Origin of the sequence: Streptomyces sp. BE303 (genome assembly GCF_036290945.1) — a bacterium.
Classification (GTDB): domain Bacteria; phylum Actinomycetota; class Actinomycetes; order Streptomycetales; family Streptomycetaceae; genus Kitasatospora.
This window is the reverse complement of sequence record NZ_JAQYWZ010000165.1, coordinates 1-19938: the sequence shown is the minus strand read 5'-3', so window position 1 is coordinate 19938 and position 19938 is coordinate 1. Positions and strand designations below refer to the sequence as shown.

Here is a 19938-nt window from a genome sequence, read left to right as displayed (position 1 = left end):
GGGAGGGCCGCGATCCGGTGTGCTCCCGCGGCGTCGTCGAAGCACGAGGGCGGCCTCCGGAACGCGGACGCCCACGGGAACGGGACGGCGGCGCGGGGTATTCGCCGCAGGTCAGGGCCGGCGACAGCCTTCGGGGTCGGGCTCCGGGGCCGGGGTGCCCGTCCTGGGCAGGCAGATGAAGCGGGAGTCGCCGGCGTCCTGGCTGAGGTAGCGGCCGATGCACCGGGCGCGGCCGTGCCGTGCGCAGAACGCGAGGGCGGCGTCGCCGTCCTGGAACGTTCCGGTGGCGTAGATCACCCAGTACCCGGGCTGGAGCGATCTCCAGTCGTCGCTGTTGAGGAGCTTGGCACCGGGGATGTCCCGTTGGAGGGCGAGCAGTTCCCGTGAGCGACTCTCCGGTGTGCTGGCGTGGGGGATCGCCGCGAGCTGGGCGATCCACAGGCCGGTCGCCGAGGGCGTGGCGGAGACGGAGACGAGGGGGGTGGTGGACGGGCCGGCGGTGCCGGAGGCGGGGGCGGACGGGCCCTGTCGGGCCGCGTACAGGGCGACGGCGACGGCGACGGCGGCGGCCAGGACGAGGGCGCCCAGCACGCCCGGCACCCGGAGGTGCGCGATGCCGGACGTTCGGCTCCGGCGCGCCGTCGGCCCGGTGGTACGGGACTCGGCGGCTGCGTCTCGGCCGTCGGCGGTGGCGGTGGACGGAGGGGGCGTGCGAACGGTGCTCGCGGCAGGGCGACGACCGGAGCCTTCCTCGGGGTCGCTGCCGTCGGGGTCGGGCCGGTACGGCCGCCCGTCGCCGACCGCCGAGAGTGTCCGGGCGGCCTCCTCGGCGGTCGGTCGTGCCTCGGGTTCCTTGCTGAGCAGGGCGCCGACGAGCGGAGCGAGGGGGCCCGCCCGGCGCATGGGCGGCGGCGGATCCTCCCGGATGGCGACCAGGGTCTCCCAGAGCGAATCGCGCCGCATCGGGTTCGTTCCCTCGACGCACATGTACAGCAGGACACCGAGCGACCACAGGTCACTGGCCGGTCCGACGGTGGCCGCTTCGGGACGGATCCGTTCCGGGGCGAGGTAGTCGGGTGATCCGATGAGGTCGCCGGTGGCGGTGAGGTCGAGGGCGTCACGCAGGTCGGCTATGCCGAAGTCGGTGAGGACGGCCCTGCCGTCGGGGCGGATCAGGACGTTGGCGGGCTTCACGTCGCGGTGCAGGACTCCGGCGGCGTGCGCGGCACGCAGGGCGGCCAGGACGTCGAGACCGGTACAGGCGGCCTGGGCAGGCGTCAGCGTACGCTCGTGCAGCAGGTCGCTGAGCGGGACGCCGGCGACGAACTCCATGACGAGCCACGGGTACGGGTGGCCGTCCACGAGCTCGTGGATCGTGACCGCATGGGGATGGTTGAGCCTGGCGAGGGCCTTGGCCTCGCGAATCGCCCGTTCGCGCATGTGGGCGACGCGCCCCCGGTCCTCGTGGCGGCCGGGCCGCATCTCCTTGACCGCGACGTCGCGGTCCAGCACCGGGTCGTGAGCCCGCCATACGGTCCCCATCGATCCGGACCCGAGGCGCTGCCTCAACTCGAAACGGCCGGCCACGACGTCGCCGACCGCCCCGGGTTCCCTCGTCATGCGGCTTCCTCGTGGGTCATGGGGTGGGCGGCTTCCGGGACGGACCGCCGGCGGTGGGCTGCGGCGGAGCGGCGAGGCCACCGGTGGCCTCGCCGAACCCCGGGGTTCGAGAGCTCCCGCCGCCGATCAGGCTCATCCGGCGGCGGACCGCGCGTACGAGGGGGTTGGACTCCGGCTCCGGGACGACGGTCAGCAGCATCGCCAGGAGGGCGGCCCCGGAGGCGGCCGCCTCGGCGTCGGGGACCTCCCGCCAGGACGCCGCCGCCTGACGCGCACCGAAGCGGGCCGGCCGGCTCGCCGGACCTTCGCGCTGCGCCCATCCGTCTGCGATCAGCGTCCAGAGCCCTGCCGCGCACCGGGCGTCTCCCGACAACCAGGCCAGGTCGGCGCGGACCTGGGCCACGGTGAGGGTGACGTGGTGGCGCGGGCCGAACGACGCGGCCACGGTGACGAGCAGGCTGTCCACCCGCTGGACGGCCAGGGCGAGGTCGTGGTTCCGCGCCGCGCTGAAGACCTGTGTCAGGGCATGGCGGTGCTCGGCGGGCAGGCGGTCGTCCGCATCTGCTCGCGCGGTGCTCTCGTCGGTGGTGCTCGGGAGCGGGGGTGCCGCGCGGGGGAAGCGCAGGCCGCACCGCCCGCCGGGGCCGATGTGCAGCCGAAGCCGCTGCTCGTCCTGGGCGTCCCGCTCCTCCCGCTCCTCCCGGTCCTCCCGGGCGGCGGCGGACCGGTCGGTGACGACGAGCCTGAGCCCGGGTGCCACCGGGCCCGGCCTGAAGGGACGCCCGCCCGTCTGACCACCCGGGGCCACGCATCGGCCGAGGACGGCGGAGCCCGGCTCGCCCGGCGTCCTGCGGATGGTCACGACGCCCCTCTTCGGCCGGCCGGGACGAGGACGACCGCTCCGGCGCGCGGAGCGAGGACTCGGCGCCCGGCCGGCGTCGGGGCGGCGTGGGCGCCGGCGCCGTAGGCCGGCCGGTGCGAGTGGCGGAAGGGCGACATGCGGGTGGCTCTCCTTCGGTGCGCGGCCGCTCCGGTCTCGGGCCGTCGGACGGCGGCCTGCCGGTACGGCGGGATCATGAGGGAGGAGTGCCGACCTGCACGGGAAACCCGCGCCGTTATCGAACAGTTGTGATCGATCGTCACGCGGGAGGGCGCAGCGGCCTGCGGGGCCCGCCCGACCGTGTGGTCCTGATTGCAGTTCGGTCGCAATGATGCGACGAGATGACCAGCATGTTGCGATTGTGTTGACACCTGCCTGCGGGGGAGTCAGGCTACCCCCCAATATGTTGATTCCCGTGTAACGGTGTCGCTTGCTGTTCGGTTCGGATTGAGGTCGCTCCGGCTGGACCTGGGCGCGGGACCGCGCGGATGGCATCAAGGAACCCTGCATGAAAAGAGTGGGATCCGTTTGCGCGGGCCTTCTTGGCCTGCTTCTGTCGGTCGTGGTCTGGGCGCCGGCCGTACAGGCCGCGCCCGTCAGCACCTCGCCCGGGACCCAGTTCCCGGACACCGGAGGAGAGGGGGTGCAGGCACACGGTGGCGGCGTGATCAAGGTGGGTGAGTACTACTACTGGTTCGGCGAGGACCGCGGCGAGGACAACAAGTTCCGCTACGTGTCGGCCTACCGTTCCAAGGACCTGAAGGCGTGGGAGCCCCGGGGGCACGTGCTCACCCAGGAATCCTCCCCGGAGCTGGCCACGGCGCTGATCGAGCGGCCGAAGGTCCTCTACAACGACAAGACCGGCCAGTTCGTGATGTGGATGCACAAGGAGAACGACGACTCCTACGCCGAGGCCCGGGCCGCGGTGGCCGTCTCGTCCACGGTGGACGGCCAGTACGAGTGGAAGGGCTCGTTCCGTCCGAAGGACGCGTCGGGCGCCGAGCACATGTCGCGTGACATCACGGTGTTCGAGGACCGGGCCGCGGGCAAGGCCTACATGATCTCCTCCGCGAACAACAACGCCGACCTGCACATCTACGAGCTCACCGACGACTACACCCAGGTGAAGGACCTGGTGGCGAACCCCTGGCCGGGGGCCCACCGGGAGTCCCCCGCCCTGTTCAAGCGCGGGGACGTGTACTTCATGCTCACGTCCGGGACCAGCTACTGGGACCCCAACCAGCAGAAGTACGCCACCGCTCCGAGCCCCACCGGGCCGTGGACGCCGATGAGGGACGTCGGCAACAGCAACGGCCACCAGTCGCAGACCACGTTCGTGCTGCCCGTGGAGGGCAGTGAGACCACCTCCTACCTCTACATGGGCGACCGGTGGGCGGGTGTGTGGTCGGACCCGAAGCGGGTCAACGACTCCACCTACGTCTGGCTTCCGCTGGAGTTCCCGGACGCCACGACGATGATCCTCCCGTGGTACACCGACGTCTCGATCGACACGGCGACGGGCCGGATCCGCGGCGTGGGCGGGGACCCGCTCAACACCATGGCCGCCAAGAGCAGCGGCCAGTGTGCGACCGTTCCGGGCAGTGTCTCCGACAACGGCGTGGTGGTGGTCCAGGGTGCCTGCGACAGCGGACTGAACAGCCAGTGGCGGTTCACCGACAACAGCAACGGCTACGTCCGCGTGCTCGCCCAGCACAGCGGCAAGTGCCTCGACGTCTCGGACAACTCGGGCGCGAACGGGGCCGAGGTCAAGCAGTACGACTGCGGCTCCGGGGACAACCAGCGCTGGCGCTTCGAGAGCCTCGGCGACGGCAACGTCCGCATCGTCGCCAAGCACAGCAACAAGTGCCTCGACGTCAAGGACGGGTCCACCCAGGCCGGCGCCCACCTGGTCCAGTCGGACTGCGGCACCGGTGCCGGCCAGTCCTGGAAGGTCGCCAAGGTCGGCGCGCCGACCGACCCGACGAACCCGACCGACCCGACCGACCCGACGAACCCGCCCGGCGGCGGCACCCCCGGAAAGGTGGACCAGCGGATCAGCACCTCGGTCAGCGCCGGCGTGCTCACCATGACGGCCGCGACCGACGCCGTCCGGCTCCCCCCGGTCGCCTTCGGAGCGGGCGGCGCGTCGACCGGCACCCTGAACCCGGCGACCGTCAAGGACTTCCGCGGCGGGGCGGCGGGTTGGTCGCTCACCGGCAAGGTCACCGACTTCACCGGCCCGCGCGGCCGGATCGAGGCCGCGCGGCTGAGCTGGACCCCGACCTGTGCGACCAAGGCCGAGAGCCCGAGCACCTGCCAGGCCGGCAGCCCCGGGGTCATCGGCACCGACGGGGCGACGCTGGCGTCCGCCCCCGACGGCGCCCTGACCGGTGGAGAGTTCACCGCCGGTGCCTCCGTGTCCCTGGACGTTCCGAAGTTCACCCCCGTCGGTGACTACGCCGGAACGCTGACCCTCACCCTCCTCTGATCGCGCCCCGCGTGCCGGACGCCCCGGCGTCCGGCACGCGGTGCTCACGAAAGCTGACGAGCCATGCGCAGAGCACCCGTCGTCACCCTCCTCCTCGTCGTCCTGACGGCGCTGTCCCCCCTCCAGGCCCGGGCCGCGGACAACGGCGAATGGTCGGTCAAGCCGGCCGACTCCGAGATCACACCGCGCACGGCCTTCCAGCTCTCGGCGCGTCCCGGTACGACGTTCGCCGATCGCGCCGTCGTCACCAACACCACGGACGGCCCGCTGACCCTGCGCCTCCACGTCGCCGACGCCTACAACACGCCGCGCGACGGCGGGCTGGCGGTGCGCGGACGCGAGGAGACCCAGCGCGACGTCGGCACCTGGGGAAAGCCCGAGAAGGACGTCGTGACGGTCCCGGCCCACGCCGCGGTGACGGTCGGCTTCACCCTGACGGTCCCCGGTGACGCCTCGCCCGGTGACCACGTCGGTGCCCTCGTGGCCGTCGACGACCGGGTGCAACCGGGTGCCGGCTCCTACATCGGTGTCCAGCGCGGCGTCGGAGCCCGGATCTACCTGCGCGTCGAAGGACCGCAGATGCCGGCCCTGGCGGTCGAGGACCTGCACGTCACCGCGGACAACCCGCGCATCCCGTGGACCGGCGACAGCAGCACGACCGTGTCCTACACCCTGCACAACACCGGGAACGTGAAGCTCGACCCCCGGGCCTCCCTCCACGTCGGGGGAGTGTTCGCCGGAGGGCCCACGACGAGGCAGCTGACGAACGTCCCGGCCGAACTGTTCCCCGGCGAGAAGGTGCAGGTGACGGAGTCCTGGCCGGGGGCGCCCACGGGCTGGGGCGACGTCACGGTCACGGCGACCGCGAACGGGGTCGGGGCCAGCGGATCCGACGACTTCCTCGAAGTGCCGTGGATCCTCGCCGGACTCCTGGCCCTTCTCAGCGCAGGGTTCACCGTCCTGCTGGTCAGGCGCCGCAGGCGCGCGGCGGCCCGTGGGCAGGCGTCCGGCGCACCCGCATCCGCGTGAGCCCCTCGCCGGCCCGCCCGGCGCCGGTACCGGGCCGCCGACGGCGGAGCCGGGGCGGCGAGCCGCAGCGATTCGTCACGGAGGGTTGCGGAGGCGAAGGACAGTGCGACCGTCTGGCCCGTTCCGGGGCTCCCGCGCGGTCACTCCTTGCCAGCACCGTGACAAAGCAGGATAAATAGGGACTATGAACCCTCGTGTGGGCGGTAGCCACGGGAGCCGTCCGGCCGGCGTCCGTACCGGCGGCGGTGCCGGTGTGCCCGGGACCGCCGCCGATCACGGGCGGCCCGCGGAGGACGGCGGCGAGGCGCGGGGCGACCCCGCGCCGGAGTCTCCGCTGCCGGGCAGGGCGGCCGACCACAGCTTCGCCCGGGAGGTCTTCCTCCTCCAGCTCGTGATGGTGGTGCTCCTGGTCGCCGCCGCCGTGGCGGCCCTCGTGGTCCAGTCACAGCGCGCCACCCTGACCGACGCCCGGCACCGCACCCTCGCCGCCGCCCAGTCCTTCGCCCATGCGCCGGGGCTCCTGGAAGCCCTGGAGGGCGACACCCCCACCGCGACCCTCCAGCCGCTGGCCGAGGAGGCCCGGACGGCCGCCGGCATCGACGCGCTCATCGTGTACCGGCTCGACGGAACCACCCTCACGCACAGCGACACCTCGCAGCTGGGCAAGCACGTCATCGGCCCGTACGCGGAGGCCGCCGAGGGCAGGGCCTTCACCAGCACCTTCGACGGTGCGCTGGGCCGCTCGGTGGTGTCGGCCGTCCCCGTCAAGGACGCCGCCGGCAACGTGGTGGCCATCGTCTCCGCCCCGGTCACGGTCGAGTCCGTACAGAACTCGGTGGACCGGCAGCTGCCCGTCCTCCTGATCGGCGCGGGGGTCGCCGCCGCTCTCGCGGCCGGCTGCGCGGCCCTGGTGAGCCGTCGGCTGCGACGCCAGACGCGGGGGCTGGGCCCGGCCGCGATGACCCGGATGTACGAGCACCACGACGCCGTCCTGCACGCGGTGCGGGAGGGCGTCCTGATCACCGACGACAGCGGCCGCCTGCTCCTGGCCAACGACGAGGCCCGCCGGCTCCTCGACCTCCCCGCGGACGCGGAAGGCCGCCGGATCGACGCCATCGGGCTCGACGCCGACACCGCCGAGCTCCTGGCCTCGGACCGGATCGCCGACGACGAGGTCCACCTGGCGGCGGACCGCCTGCTGTCCCTCAACAAGCGGCCCACCACGCCCACCGGGGTACACGGCACCAGCGTGGTCACCCTGCGTGACACCACGGAGCTGCGCGTGCTGGCGGGCAGGGCGGAGCTGGCCAGGGAGCGGCTGAGACTGCTCTACGACGCCGGGATGCGGATCGGTTCGACGCTCGACGTGGTGCGGACCGCGGAGGAGCTGGCGGAGGCCGCCGTCCCGGGCTTCGCCGACATCGCCACCGTGGAGCTGCAGGACCCGGTGCTGCACGGCGACGCCCCGGACGGGGCCACCACCGAGCTGCGCCGCAGCGCCGTCGCCGGACTCGCGGAGGACCACCCGCTCTACCCCGTCGGGCGGCTGATCGACTTCGCGCCGGGCACACCCATGGCGGCGAGCGTGCGTGACGGCCGGGCCGTCATCGAGCCCGACCTGGTGGCCACCACGGGCTGGCGGACCCAGGACCTCGAACGCGCCCGGCAGATCCTCGACTACGGGATCCACTCGCTGATGGTGGTCCCGCTCCAGGCCCGCGGCGTGACGCTGGGGCTGGTGAACTTCTGGCGCACGCAGAACTCCCCGCCGTTCGACGACGAGGACCTCGCCTTCGCCCGGGAGGTCGGCGGCCGGGCCGCGGTCTGCATCGACAACGCCCGCCGCTACAGCCGCGAGCACACGATGGCGGCGACCCTCCAGCGCAGCCTGATGCCCCGGGAGCTGCCGGATCAGGAGGCCCTGGACGTGGCCCACCGGTACCTGCCCGCGCAGGCGGGCGTGGGGGGCGACTGGTTCGACGTGATCCCCCTGCCGGGCGCCCGGGTCGCCCTGGTGGTCGGCGACGTGGTCGGCCACGGGCTGCACGCCGCCGTCACCATGGGCCGGCTCCGCATCGCCGTCCACAACTTCTCGGCCCTGGACCTCCCGCCGGACGAACTGCTCGGCCACCTGGACGACTTGGTGGCCCGCATCGACGGCGAGGAGGGCGACGGCCCGGACAGCTCCCAGGTGATGACGGGAGCCACCTGCTTCTACGCCGTCTACGACGCGGTCGGCGGACGGGTCAGCGCCGCCACCGCCGGCCACCTCCCGATGGCGGTGGCCCACCCCGACGGCACCGTCGAGTTCGTGCGCCCGCCCGTCTCCCCTCCGCTGGGCCTCGGGGCCGGCATGCCCGTCGAGGCCGTCGAACTGGCCGTGCCCGAGGGCTCCCGACTGGTCCTCTACACCGACGGCCTGCTCGCGGCCCGGGACCGCGACGTGGACGCCGCCATGAGCGCGCTGGACGACGTGCTCGGCGGGCCGGTCCGCCCTCCGGAGGAGACCTGCGACAGCGTGATCGAGTCGATGCTGCTCGCACGGCCCGTCGACGACGTCGCCCTCGTGGTGGCGCGGACCCGGCTCCTGGCGCGGGACCGCGTCGCCGAATGGGACGTACCGAGCGACCCCGAGGCCGTGGGCCCGGTGCGCAGAGCCTGTGCCCGCCGGCTGGCCGACTGGGGCCTGGAGCACATCGGCTTCGGCACCGAGCTCATCCTCAGCGAACTGATCACCAACGCCGTGCGGTACGGCGCGGAGCCCATCCACGTCCGGCTGCTCCTCACCCAGACCCTGGTCTGCGAGGTCTCCGACGGGAGCAGCACCGCCCCGCACATCCGCCGGGCGGCGGACACCGACGAGGGCGGACGCGGCCTGTTCCTCGTCGCCCGCTACGCCGAGCGCTGGGGGACCCGCTACTCGCCGAGGGGCAAGACCATCTGGACCTCCCAGTCGCTCACCGGCGGTGCGCCGGCCGAGGAGCTCTCGGAGGACGCCCTGCTCGGCCAGTGGGACGATCTGGAGATCTGACCGTTACGGAGTGCGACGGTCCTCGGCGCCTCGGCCCGTGCGGGAGCGGGCGGAGAAGCGCGGGGCGGCCGAGTAGGCTCGAAGGCGCGCACATCGCGTCACCGCTGAACCCCTCAGGAGGCGTCGTGGCCCGCGTACCCCGCCGCGTTCACGTGCTCGCCGTCTGCGGCTGCCTGGCAGCGCTGGGCCTCGCCGGCTGCGGCGGGGACGGCGACCGGGCACCGGTGGAGCCGGGCCTGTCCGTCTCGGCCCGGGACGCGGGCGGGATGGACGCACTGGTCGCGGCGGCCCGGGCGGAGGGCAGGCTCAACGCCACCACGCTGCTGCGGCACTGGGCGAACTACGGCGGTCTGATCGACGGCTTCACCGCGAAGTACGGGATCGAGGTCGTCGTCGACAACCCGTTCGGCTCCAGCCAGGAGGAGATCGAGGACATCAAGCGCTACCGGGGCCAGGACCGTGCACCCGACGTGCTCGACCTCGGCGACACCTTCGCCCAGTCCGCGGCGAGGGAAGGTCTGCTGGCCACGTACAAGCCCGAGGCGTTCGGCCGGATCCCGGCCCCGCAGAAGGACGCCGCCGGCCGCTGGTACAACAGCTACGGCGGCTACGTGGCGATCGGTTGCGACGCGAACCGGGTCCGGACCTGCCCGGTGTCGTTCGCCGACCTGCTCAAGCCCGAGTACAAGGGCATGGTCGCGCTGAACGGCAACCCCACCACCGCGGGGTCGGCCTTCGCCGGGGTGTTCGCGGCGGCCCTCGCGAACGGGGGCTCGTTCGACGACGTCGCGCCGGGTGTCGACTTCTTCGCCCGACTCGATGCCGTCGGCAACTACAACCGGGCCAACCCCAACCCGGCCGCGATCGCCCGCGGCGAGACGCCCATCAGCATCGAGTGGGACTTCCTCAACCTCTCGCACACCCGGGAGCTCGCCGGAACCGGCGTCGACTGGCAGGTCTCCATCCCGTTCGACGGCAGCTTCTCGCAGTACTACGCCCAGGCCATCAACAAGGATGCCCCGCATCCGGCCGCCGCCCGCCTCTGGGCGGAGTACCTGGCGAGCCCGGAGGGCCAGAACCTGAGGCTCGTCGACTTCGCGCGTCCCGTCCTGATGGAGAGCATGGCGAAGAACGGCACCCTCGACAAGTCCCTCGCCTCGAAGCTGCCGACGGTCGAGGGCACGCCCGCCTTCCCCTCGGAGGCCCAGCTGAACACGGCACTGCAGTACGTCCGGCAGAACTGGGCCAAGGACGTTCCCGTCCGGTGACGCCGGTCCGGCCGGGACTCCGTGGTGCCGGGCGGTCGTGCCCCCACCTCACCGACCGGTGCCTTCGGCCGAACGTCCCGCAACGGCCCCGGAACGGTCGTCGACGGGATCGCGCCCACGCCGGGGCGGCCGACCGACCTCGTCGACGGCGGCCGACCCGCCGGCCGGGCCGGAACGCGCGGCTGCGCCGGCCGCGACCGGCGCAGCCGCGTCTACCGCTGCGTCAACCGTCCTGCGGTGCTTGCCCGGCCCGGCACCGCGGCCCTGCCGCCGACTGTTCGAGGGCCGCTCTCGTCCGGGCGCCGTACATCGCGTGGGCGCGTTCGTCACCGCGGATGCCGGCGGCCTGCTGGAAACCGATGAGGATTCGCTCGGTGGCGGCGTCGAAGCGGCCGCGTTCGAACGCCGAATCGGCGGGTGCGCATCCGACCTTCACCAGCAGCTTCTGCAGTCGCACCACCTCGGGTCCGCTGTCGCCCAGCCGGAGCGCACGTGCCGGCGAGGACTCCGTCGCCGAGGGCGAGGGGGACGGCTGCGCGGTGGGCCTGGCGGTGGGCGGGGCGGAGGGCGTCGTCGAGGGCGGGGCGGACGGCGCGGTGGTGGAGGGCCGGGCGGACGGCGTGCTCGGCGGACCGGGTATGTCGAGTCCGCTCGGTAAGACCGGGGCGGCGGTCGCGGACGGCGACGGACCGGCGGACGGGCCGGTGTTCGCGGTGGGCGACGCGGACGCGGTCCTGGACCTGCGCGGGCTCGGCGTCCGTTGGGCCGGTGGCGATTCGGGCGCGGGTGGAAGCGGTTCGACGCTCGCCTCCGTCGGCCCCGGTTCGACGTCGTCCGCAGCAACCGGAGTCCGGTCGGCCGTCGGCGGCTCGGTGACGTGACCCGCCCGCGTGTTGTCGGCCATCGCCAGCCCGAGGGCCAGCGCGACCGTTCCCACACCGGCGGCGCCGACGGCGATTCGGCGGCGGAGGGCCGTGTGCCGGGCCGGCCTGGAGGCATGGCGGTGGGCGGGGCCGATGTCGATCTCGTCCGACGACTCCGGAGAAGGCGTCGGCTCCGAGAGGTCCGGTGAGAGGTCGGGCGCGAGGGCGGGTGAGGAGGCGGGCGCGGTGGCGGTCACGGGCTCCGGCCGTGCGTCGGCGGCGGGCCCGAAGCGCGCCAGCAGGCCGTTTCGCAGGTGGTCGCCCTCCCAACGGTGGATCGCCCGAAGATCGCCCAGTGCCCCGCGGCAGCGGCCGCACTGGGCCAGGTGGGCAGCAGTTCCCATCGAGGGAGCCGTGTCGGTGTCGGCCGCTTCCGCGATCAGGGCGGCCAGATGGCGGCACCGGCGCTCGGGCGCGCCGACGGCGTGGATGCGGATGTACGCGTCGGCGAGGATCCTGCGGGCCCGCTCGGAGGGGCCCGGTGATGCCGCCGGTGTCCGGTCGGGTCCGGTGACCGGGGCGAGCGCCTGCCACAGCTCCGCGGCCGGGAGGTCCGTGAGCTGTGCCAGCGCGGCCTGCAGCGGACTCTCCTCCTCGGCGGCGACGGCGTCGCGGTGGCTCCGGTGTGGTGTGCTGCGGGCGGACAGCCACGCCCGGAAGTCCGGTGACAGGTCGTCACCCCGCCCGGTGTCGGCCCAGTCGGCCGCGAGCCGCCTCGTCTCGCCGAGCAGGAGGCAGATCCAGGACGAACTCCGGGCCTGCTCGCGGGGCGCGCTGTCGACCGCCCCGTCGAGGACGTCGGTCGCCAGGGTGTGCGCGGCCCGCGGGGTCGCGCACAGCTCTCCGGCGTAGGCCAGCACCACGTCGCCGTACCTGAGCGTCCGTTCCCTGGCCACGGCCCGCCGGGCGGACGAGGAGGGCGGCATCCCGCCGGGTTCCGTGTCGTTGAGCGGCCTGAGTGGAGATGACATGAGGGTCCTTGGTGACAGCGGCCTCGCGTCGGCGTTCACAGCCGGAAGGCGGTGCTCGGCCGGCACACCGGATCCGTGTCGCAGTCGGCGGATCGCAGCCGCAGGGTCTCGTCCACCTTCCCGGTGCCCTGCGAGGCGAGGAGCAGCCCGGAGGCACGATGGCGAAGAGCGCTCTCCCCGCCCGTGAGGTCGACGACCTGCCACGACTGGCGGGCGTTCTCGCCGCACGTCTGCTGCGAGACGACGGCGCCGACGGTCCCGGCCGATTCCAGGCAGGCGCCGTTCACGGCGCTGATGAGCCGGGTGCCGCCGGACCGGTCGGCGCGCACGATCCACAACTGGTAGTCCGACGCCTCGCACGGCATCAGGTACGGAAGTCCGGCCGTCGATTCGGAGTCCTCGACCTCGCCGCAGTTCCCCGTCGCGGCGAGGCGCAGCCGGACCCGACGGTCCCCGGGAAGTGTGGCGGGTGGCGTGGAGGCCGAGTACACACTGGCCGACAGCCCTCCGCCCCGCCCGGTCGCGGCCACGCTTCCCGGCGGCTTGGTCGTCGCGGACGGGGATCCGGTCCGGGTGGTGGGGCTCGGCGGCGCCGCCGTGGCGGGGGACGCCGGAGCGTCCGGTGCGCGCGTCGCCCGGTCGTGGGCCGGCGGGGAGGTCGGCGACGAGGCGACCGGGAGGACCGGGACGGTCGCGGGGGTCGGGTCCGCGGGGACGGCCGGGCGGCTCGCGGCACCGTCCGCCGGAGTGGAGGACAGGACCGGAGGCCGCGCACCTGCGGGCTGTTCCGGCTGCGGCGATGCGAGGTACGGCGTCAGCGCGATCGCCGCGACGACGGTGGCGCCGGCCGTCAGGGCGCCCGCTACCGCCTTGCCGGTGCTGGTGCCCGTGCCCGTGCCCGCGCGCGGGGTGGAGGGTGGCGCGTGCTGTGGCTGCGGGGCGGGCGGGTGGCCGGACCCGGTGTGTGGCGCGAGCGTGGGCACGGACGCCTCGCCGCCGGACCACGGTCCGATGAAGGCCACCGCGGCGAGGCGCAATCTCCGGTTGACGTCCTGCAGTTCCTCGTCGCAGCGCCGACAGGCCGGGCACTCGTCGAGGTGCCGCGTCAGGGCCTTGGGCCGCCGTTGCGAGGTTCCGCGGACCCGTGCGGTGAGCTGGCTCGCGTAGACCTGGCACTCCGCCGACTGCGCCGTGGACAGGTGCGCCGACAGGTAGGCGGTGCGCAGGCCCTCCCGGGCGCGTGCGGCGAGCGAGGAGAGTCCGCTTGCCGAGAGACCGAGCAGGGATGCCACTTCCTCCGTCGGGCGCCGCTCGACCACCGAGTGCCACAGCACCGATCGCCACCGCTCCGGGAGGGAGCGGTACGCCGTGACGATCAGCTCGTGCTCGGTGGACGCGGCGACGATCTGGTCGGGGGAGGGGGCGTGATCGGCCTCGTCCGCCCAGTCCTGGACGTCGTCGGTGGGGAAGGAGCGCCGGTCGCTCGTCGCCCACGCCGCCGCGGTGTTGCGGACGACGGTGAGCAGGTAGGGGCGCCAGTTGTCCGTCGGCCCGCTGCCCGCCCGCACGGCGGCCAGAGTTCGGACGAAGGCCTCGCTAGCCAGGTCCTCGGAGCGGTGGTCCATGCCGCCCAGCGAGCGCGCGTAGCCGAGCGCGGCACGGTGGTGGCGCTCGAAGAGAGTCCCCACGACGCTGTCGTCCCCGGCCCGCAGTCGGGCGATCAGGCCGGCGTCGGAATCGGTGTCGGAACCGGACGGGGACGGGGACGGGCCGGGCTCGACGGCCGTCCCGCGGCGGGGGGTGGGCTCGGGAGCGTCGTCGGCCGGGTGCGGCGGCTGGGGCATGGTGGTCCTTGAGGAGGGTGCGGGCGTTCGGCGGATCGTGGGGCGGACGGATCAGGGCCCGCCCTGATGGTCGGAGCGCCGATGAGCTGCGGAGGGACCGGAGCCCTCTGGACGCGCGGCCGCCCGGCGACCGTCCGCACCGTGTCGAGCGCTGTGCCGCAGTGCGTCACGCTGCCTCTGACATCGACGACACGGTCGGACGGCACAGCACACTCCTCGGAACCAGGGGACTCGAACAGGTGGAGTCGGGACCGCCGCCGGCGTCCCGCTGCGTTGCGCGATCGTTACCCGGCGGGCGGGGCGGGGTACCGGGGCCTGTCGCGGCGACGGCGGCTGAGTGGGCAAATCGAACGCGAAGCATCAGAAAAGAACAGGTTCGGACGGTCGGGGGGCTATAACATCGTCGGCTCGGTGTCGTCGTCAAGTCCGGCAGCCGGGAGTCGACTGCCGGACAGGCGGGCGATGCCGTGCGGAGGCCGGGGCCGCGAAGCCGACGCGAGGAGTCCGGCAGGGTGTTCACGATCCGTCGGAACCAGGCATCGCGATTCGGCCCCGTCGCTCGGGCAGGCGCTGGCAGCAGGCGTCGACGGCAGGCGTTGGCGGGGGCCGCAGGCGGCGGGCCGTGGCGACCGACGAGCCGATTTCCGCCCGATTCGGCAGGCGATCGGTTGGGGAAGTGCCCGGCGCGCCCGGAATTCGTCGACCCCGGTTCTCGGGCAACCCGCCCGGTGCGCGGGATTCGACGAGGATGCCGGTGTGTGGTGAATTCCAGGCGGGAATACCGAGGCGGGAGCGAGGGGCCGGATTCGCCCCCCCGGGTGAATCGGCGGGCATGGGCGGCCGGGTCCGCCCTTGCCCGCGACGAGCTGCACGTCGTCCGGGGCGGTCGGCCACGGCGCGGCATGACGGTCGGTAGTCGGGCCCTCGTGCGGAGTGAACGACACGGCCCCGGCAGGGGACGGCCGCGGCGACACGCCGCCCCGGCGGCCCGGACTACCCACGACTACGGAGGGGGGTACCTACGGTTCGGCGAACCAGGGTGAACTTGGGTGGCCGTGGTGCTGGACCGGCTCGCCCCTGCGGGCTTTGCTGGAAGTAGAGATTTCGCCCGCGATGACCGGGCGCCGCCCGAGGGAGAAAGTCATGGCCACGAGAATTCGGCCCGTTGTGAGCCGGCCCACCGCCATCTATCTTCGGTGCTACCCGTGCGACGCGGTGCTGATGCTCGACTACTGGCAGCTCCTCGAACGCTATTCCGTCGATTCCGGGCTGGGCGAGGCGACGCTGTTCATGGACAACGGCCGACGGTCGACCGAGCCCCTGGCGGCGCTGGCCGCACTGACCCGCGCCGTCGAGGCGGGTGTCTGCGACACCGTGCTCATCCCCGGTCCCTTCGTGTTCTCCCTGGACGACGCGGTGGCCGCGGCGACCATCCGGAGGCTGGAGGAGGCGGGAGGGCGGGTCGTGGAGATGGCGCGGTCCTCGCACTCCCACGGAGCGCCGGTCAGGGACGTGGTCACGGTTCGCTGACGGTACGCCCGCCGCCGGCCGCGAGATCCGATCGCGGCCGGCTTCGCGCGCGTCCGGGGTCTTGATCCGGCCTTCCCTTTGCGTGCGGCCCGCGCGGCCCCGTCGCGGATGCCCGGACCGCGCCCGTGTGCGGGTCATGTCCGAACGCGAAGGAACAGGATTCACCATGCGTCAGGGGTAGTGCTCACCGCCGTCCTCACCGCGACCCCGGACGTTCCCCTGCGAAGCCGTCACCGAGGCTCCCCCCGGGTCCGGCGGCCGGAGCGGCCGGGGCGCCCCGGCCTCCCGTGGACGCCGCGGCGCCGAACTCTCCCCGCGCGAACGCCGGGTGGCCGACCTGCTCGTCCCGTGCCCCCTGGCCTGCCCCGTCGGGCGGTCGCGGCAGGGGCGGCGAGCCGCCCCGGGAGGGCTGCCGGCGGGGCGCGCCGCCCGCCGACGCTCGCCCTTCAGTCGGTCCGCATGGCCATGGTGACAATGTTCGCGCAAACATGTCATGCTTCCTCCAACCTGCCGCACCCATCAATGCCCTTCTGTCAAAGGGCACTTGCGTGCGTGCCGTCGTTTCGGCCGCCGACCCGGACGCCCTCCGTCCGGCTCGTCCGGTCCCGCTTCGGTCGAGTCCGCTGTCGGCCGGCCCCACGAGGAGTTCCGTTGACACGTTCCCCCCACAAACCGTCCGGCGTGAGTGCGCTGCTGCTCGGCGCCGCCATGATCGCCGTCGTCCTGCCCGGCGGCGCCGCCGGCGCCGCCACGGCCGGATCGGGCGCCACCACCGTGACCGCCGTCCAGCGGGAAGGCGCCGGTCAGGGCGCTTCCGGAGGCCCCGCCGCCCGGGCGGGCGCCCTGCCCGCAGCGCTGAACCCGGACGAGCAGGCCTCGATGGTGGCCGACGCCCTGGCGCGCCGCTCCGCCACCGCCGAAGCCCTGGGCCTCGGCGCGGAAGAGGAGTTACTGCCGAAGTCCGTCAGCAAGGACGCGGACGGCACGCTGCACACCCGGTACGACCGCGCCTTCGCCGGACTCCCCGTGCTCGGCGGCGACCTGGTCGTCCACACGGCGGCCGACGGCACCGTCAAGGGCGTCGACAAGGCGACGAGCGCGCCCATCGCGGTCACCGCCGCCCTCGCGACCGTCACCGCGGAGACCGCCAACGCCCGCGCGCTGGAGCGCGCCGAGGCCGAGGGCGGGACGAACGCGAAGGTCGAGTCCGTCCGCAAGGTCGTGTGGGCCGCGTCGGGCAGGCCGGTGCCGGCCTGGGAGAGCGTCGTCGGCGGCATGCAGCACGACGGCACCCCGGCGGAGCTGCACGTCATCACCGACGCCGCCACCGGCGCCCACCTGTTCGACTACCAGAACGTCAGGAACGGTACCGGCAACAGCCAGTACTCCGGCCAGGTCGCCATCGGCACCAAGGAGGCCGGCGGTGCCCACACGATGACCGACGACACCCGTGGCGGGCACCGGACGTACGACCTGGAGCACAGCGAGGACGACCGGGCCACGGGCACCCTCTTCACCGACCCCGACGACGTGTGGGGCAACGGCCGGCCCGACCAGGCGCAGACCGCCGGCGTCGACGCGGCCTACGGCGCGCAACTGACCTGGGACTACTACAAGAACGTCCAGGGCCGCAACGGCGTCAGGAACGACGGAGTCGCCGCCACCAGCCACGTCCACTACGGCAACGGCTACGTCAACGCCTACTGGTGGGACGTCTGCTTCTGCATGACGTACGGCGACGGCGACTACAACGCCAACCCGCTCACCTCGGTCGACGTCGCCGCCCACGAGATGACGCACGGCGTCACCTCCCACACGGCCGGCCTGATCTACAGCGGCGAGTCCGGCGGCCTCAACGAGGCCACCTCCGACATCATGGCCACCGCAGTGGAGTTCTGGGCCAAGAACCCCGCCGACCCGGGTGACTACCTGATCGGCGAGAAGATCAACATCGACGGTGACGGCAAGCCGCTGCGCTACATGGACAAGCCCTCCAAGGACGGCGCCTCCAAGGACTACTGGTACTCCGGCATCGGCTCCACCGACGTCCACTGGTCCTCCGGCCCGGCCAACCACTGGTTCTACCTGGCCTCCGAGGGCAGCGGCACCAAGATCGTCGACGGCGTCACCTACGACTCCCCGACCGCCGACGGCCGACCGGTGAACCCGATCGGACGCGACGTCGCCGCGACCATCTGGTACCGGGCGCTGAGCACCTACATGACCTCCTCCACCGACTACGCGGGTGCTCGCACCGCCACCCTCCGGGCCGCCGCCGACCTGTACGGCGCCGACAGCCCCACCTACCGCAACGCCGCCAACGCCTGGGCCGCCGTCAACGTCGGACCCCGCATCACCACCGGCGTCACCCTGGTCAATCCCGGCAACCAGGTCACCCGGACCGGCACCGAGGTGAACCTTCGGACCGAGGCCACCAGCAGCAACCCCGGCGCGCTCACCTACACCGCCACCGGTCTGCCCGCCGGTCTGACGATCGACTCCGCCAGCGGTCTGATCTCCGGCACCCCCACCACCCAGGCCACGAGCACCGTCACGCTCACGGCCGCGGACTCCACCGGAGCCCACGACGTCCTGTCGTTCTCCTGGATCACCTACACCGTCGGCCAGTGCGCCACGGCCCAGCTGTTCGCCAACCCCGGCTTCGAGGACGGCCCCGTCGCGTGGACGGCCTCGAACCGCAGGACCATCGACTCCACCAACCCCTACACCCCGCCGCGCAGCGGCTCGTGGAAGGCGTGGCTGAACGGCTACGGCGGCACCAGCACCGACACGCTGTCCCAGACCGTCCACATCCCCTACGGCTGCCGGGCCACGCTGTCCTTCTGGGTGGACATCAGCACCAGCGAGGAAACCACGACGGTTCCCTACGACAAGCTGACCGTCCAGGTCGGCGACACCGTGCTCGCCACCTGGTCCAACCTGGACGCGACCACCGGGTACGTCGAGAAGAGCGTCGACCTGTCCTCGTACGCGGGTCAGTACGTCGACGTGCGGTTCGTGGGCCGGGAGGACCTCGCCGCCCGAACCACGTTCCTGATCGACGACGCCGCGGTCACCCTCGGCAACTGACCGACCCGCCGGGCCGGTGGGAGCGCCGGTCCCCGGACCCACGTCAGGTCCGCGCACGAGCGGAGGACCGCGGGAAACCGCGGCTTCCCCCGGGTGTCCGCCGCCCACCGGGCGGCGGACACCCGGGGGCGTATCGGGGGAGTACCGGGTTCGCCCGGGGCCGATCCGCGGGAGGGACCGACCGGCGCCGGCACGTCGCCACCCGGACACGGTCCCTCCTCGCGCCGGTCAGATGTCGGGGCCTTCCAGCATTTCGGTGACGAGGGCCGCGATCGGTGAGCGTTCGGAGCGGGTGAGGGTGATGTGGGCGAAGAGCGGGTGGCCCTTGAGCTTCTCGACGACGGCGACGACGCCGTCGTGGCGGCCGACCCGGAGGTTGTCGCGCTGGGCGACGTCGTGGGTGAGGACCACCCGCGAGCCCTGGCCGATCCGGGAGAGGACGGTGAGCAGGACGTTGCGTTCCAGCGACTGCGCCTCGTCCACGATCACGAAGGCGTCGTGCAGGGAACGCCCGCGGATGTGGGTGAGCGGCAGGACCTCCAGCATCCCCCGGGAGATGATCTCCTCGATCACGTCGGGGGTGGTGACGGCGGAGAGGGTGTCGAAGACGGCCTGGGCCCAGGGGCTCATCTTCTCGCTCTCGCTGCCCGGCAGGTAGCCGAGCTCCTGGCCGCCGACCGCGTAGAGGGGCCGGAAGACCATCACCTTCCGGTGCTGCTGCCGCTCCAGCACGGCCTCCAGCCCGGCGCAGAGCGCCAGCGCGGACTTCCCCGTCCCGGCCCGGCCGCCCATGGAGACGATGCCGACCTCCGGGTCGAGCAGGAGGTCCAGTGCGACCCGCTGCTCGGCGCTGCGGCCGCGCAGTCCGAACGCCTCGCGTTCTCCGCGCACCAGCCGGACGCGGCCGTCGCCGGTGACCCGGCCGAGCGCCCGGCCGCGTTCGGAGGTGAGCACGAGTCCGGTGTGCACGGGGAGGTCGCTGACGCCCTCGATGGACACCGCGGTGTCGTGGCCGGCGGAGAACAGCGCGTCGACGTCGTCGGCCGCCACGTGCAGCTCGGACATGCCGGTCCACCCGGAGGTGACCGCGAGTTCGGCCCGGTACTCCTCGGCGAGCAGCCCGACCGAGGACGCCTTGATCCGCAGCGGGAGGTCCTTGGAGACGACGGTGACGTCGTACCCCTCGGCCTGCAGGTTCCGCGCGACCGCGAGGATGCGGGTGTCCGCCTCGCCGCCCCCGACCCGGTAGCCGGCCGGCAGTATC

Annotated in this window: 11 protein-coding genes and 1 pseudogene; 7 read left to right on the top strand and 5 right to left on the bottom strand. The window is 73.4% G+C overall.

Annotation, left to right across the window (positions count from 1 at the left end):
• Window positions 1-111: 111 nt before the first annotated feature.
• Window positions 112-1620: a serine/threonine-protein kinase gene (locus PUR56_RS00805; RefSeq protein WP_329883543.1), complete on the bottom strand. Its 1509-nt coding sequence runs from the start codon at window positions 1618-1620 to the stop codon at window positions 112-114.
• 16 nt (window positions 1621-1636) lie between these two features.
• The gene (locus tag PUR56_RS00800; protein WP_329947419.1) at window positions 1637-2380 is read right to left on the bottom strand and encodes a hypothetical protein; all 744 of its coding nucleotides are present in this window, start codon (window positions 2378-2380) and stop codon (window positions 1637-1639) included.
• 628 nt (window positions 2381-3008) lie between these two features.
• On the opposite strand from PUR56_RS00800, the pseudogene PUR56_RS43175 reads away from it, so the two are divergent.
• The 5 genes and pseudogenes from PUR56_RS43175 to PUR56_RS00775 form a co-directional block, all read left to right on the top strand.
• Window positions 3009-3779 (top strand): annotated as a pseudogene (locus PUR56_RS43175) (family 43 glycosylhydrolase); the annotation flags it as partial.
• Window positions 3780-3788: 9 nt separating this feature from the next.
• Entirely contained in the window at window positions 3789-4988 is a 1200-nt protein-coding gene (locus PUR56_RS43170) for an RICIN domain-containing protein (RefSeq protein ID WP_443034413.1), read from the top strand.
• A 63-nt stretch (window positions 4989-5051) separates the two neighbouring features.
• The gene (locus tag PUR56_RS00785) at window positions 5052-6017 is read left to right on the top strand and encodes a WxL protein peptidoglycan domain-containing protein (RefSeq protein WP_329883540.1); all 966 of its coding nucleotides are present in this window, start codon (window positions 5052-5054) and stop codon (window positions 6015-6017) included.
• Window positions 6018-6411: 394 nt separating this feature from the next.
• Window positions 6412-9048 carry a SpoIIE family protein phosphatase gene (locus PUR56_RS00780; RefSeq protein WP_329883553.1) on the top strand — a complete coding sequence of 879 codons (2637 nt, stop codon included), beginning with the start codon at window positions 6412-6414 and terminating at the stop codon, window positions 9046-9048.
• 125 nt (window positions 9049-9173) lie between these two features.
• On the top strand, window positions 9174-10316 hold the full coding sequence (locus PUR56_RS00775) for an extracellular solute-binding protein (RefSeq protein ID WP_443034411.1): 1143 nt from the start codon (window positions 9174-9176) through the stop codon (window positions 10314-10316).
• Window positions 10317-10539: 223 nt separating this feature from the next.
• Here PUR56_RS00775 and PUR56_RS00770 read toward each other — a convergent pair whose 3' ends face one another.
• Together PUR56_RS00770 and PUR56_RS00765 are read right to left on the bottom strand one after the other, a co-directional pair.
• Window positions 10540-12210 (bottom strand): hypothetical protein, encoded by a 1671-nt coding sequence (locus PUR56_RS00770; RefSeq protein WP_329883539.1) that lies wholly within the window; start codon window positions 12208-12210, stop codon window positions 10540-10542.
• Window positions 12211-12245: 35 nt separating this feature from the next.
• Window positions 12246-14054, bottom strand: coding sequence for a sigma-70 family RNA polymerase sigma factor (locus PUR56_RS00765; RefSeq protein WP_329947418.1), 1809 nt, complete (start codon window positions 14052-14054; stop codon window positions 12246-12248).
• A gap of 1143 nt (window positions 14055-15197) precedes the next feature.
• On the opposite strand from PUR56_RS00765, the gene PUR56_RS00760 reads away from it, so the two are divergent.
• Together PUR56_RS00760 and PUR56_RS00755 are read left to right on the top strand one after the other, a co-directional pair.
• Complete coding sequence (locus tag PUR56_RS00760) at window positions 15198-15584, top strand: hypothetical protein (protein ID WP_329883537.1); 387 nt, start codon at window positions 15198-15200, stop codon at window positions 15582-15584.
• 708 nt (window positions 15585-16292) lie between these two features.
• The gene (locus tag PUR56_RS00755) at window positions 16293-18674 is read left to right on the top strand and encodes a M4 family metallopeptidase (protein WP_443034412.1); all 2382 of its coding nucleotides are present in this window, start codon (window positions 16293-16295) and stop codon (window positions 18672-18674) included.
• Window positions 18675-18902: 228 nt separating this feature from the next.
• On the opposite strand, the gene PUR56_RS00750 is transcribed toward PUR56_RS00755, so the two are convergent.
• The coding region (locus tag PUR56_RS00750) for a PhoH family protein (RefSeq protein WP_329947417.1) at window positions 18903-19938 on the bottom strand (1036 nt) is incomplete at its 5' end.

Bases quoted from the DNA above. Each gene is read 5' to 3' on its own strand.
- PUR56_RS00785 (WP_329883540.1), top strand. From the start codon at position 5,052: ATGCGCAGAGCACCCGTCGTCACCCTCCTCCTCGTCGTCCTGACGGCG.
- PUR56_RS00755 (WP_443034412.1), top strand. From the start codon at position 16,293: ATGATCGCCGTCGTCCTGCCCGGCGGCGCCGCCGGCGCCGCCACGGCC.
- PUR56_RS00780 (WP_329883553.1), top strand. From the start codon at position 6,412: ATGGTGGTGCTCCTGGTCGCCGCCGCCGTGGCGGCCCTCGTGGTCCAG.
- PUR56_RS43170 (WP_443034413.1), top strand. From the start codon at position 3,789: ATGAGGGACGTCGGCAACAGCAACGGCCACCAGTCGCAGACCACGTTC.
- PUR56_RS00805 (WP_329883543.1), bottom strand. From the start codon at position 1,620: ATGACGAGGGAACCCGGGGCGGTCGGCGACGTCGTGGCCGGCCGTTTC.
- PUR56_RS00770 (WP_329883539.1), bottom strand. From the start codon at position 12,210: ATGTCATCTCCACTCAGGCCGCTCAACGACACGGAACCCGGCGGGATG.
- PUR56_RS00765 (WP_329947418.1), bottom strand. From the start codon at position 14,054: ATGCCCCAGCCGCCGCACCCGGCCGACGACGCTCCCGAGCCCACCCCC.
- PUR56_RS00760 (WP_329883537.1), top strand. From the start codon at position 15,198: ATGGCCACGAGAATTCGGCCCGTTGTGAGCCGGCCCACCGCCATCTAT.